The sequence below is a fragment of the Streptomyces sp. WM6386 genome, from assembly GCF_000972385.1.
GTDB lineage: Bacteria > Actinomycetota > Actinomycetes > Streptomycetales > Streptomycetaceae > Streptomyces.
In genome coordinates, this window is record NZ_JXTE01000753.1 from 1 (window position 1) to 321 (window position 321).

At 66.0% G+C, this 321-nt stretch carries 1 protein-coding gene; it reads right to left on the bottom strand.

What is annotated here, in order from left to right; all coding sequences use genetic code 11:
* Nucleotides 1–321 (bottom strand): carbohydrate ABC transporter permease (locus TN53_RS43525; protein WP_046264469.1); only part of this gene is annotated, 321 nt, incomplete at both ends.

Here is a 321-nt window from a genome sequence, read left to right on the forward strand (position 1 = left end):
CTTCTGGAGGAACAGGAAGGCGGCGATCAGGGGGATGATCGTGAGCAGCGAGCCCGTGATCACCAGGTTGAAGATGACGTCACCGCCGATGGTCTGCGCCTGGTTGCTCCAGGCGCTCAGACCCAGGGTCAGCGGGTACCAGTCCGGGTCCTTCAGCATGATCAGCGGGAGGAAGTAGTTGTTCCAGGTGGCGACCGTGGTGAACAGCAGCACGGTCACGATCCCCGGGGCCAGCAGCGGCAACGCGACCTGGAAGAAGGTCCGCACCTCGCTCGCCCCGTCCATCCGGGCCGCCTCCAGCAGCTCGGGCGGGATCGCCTC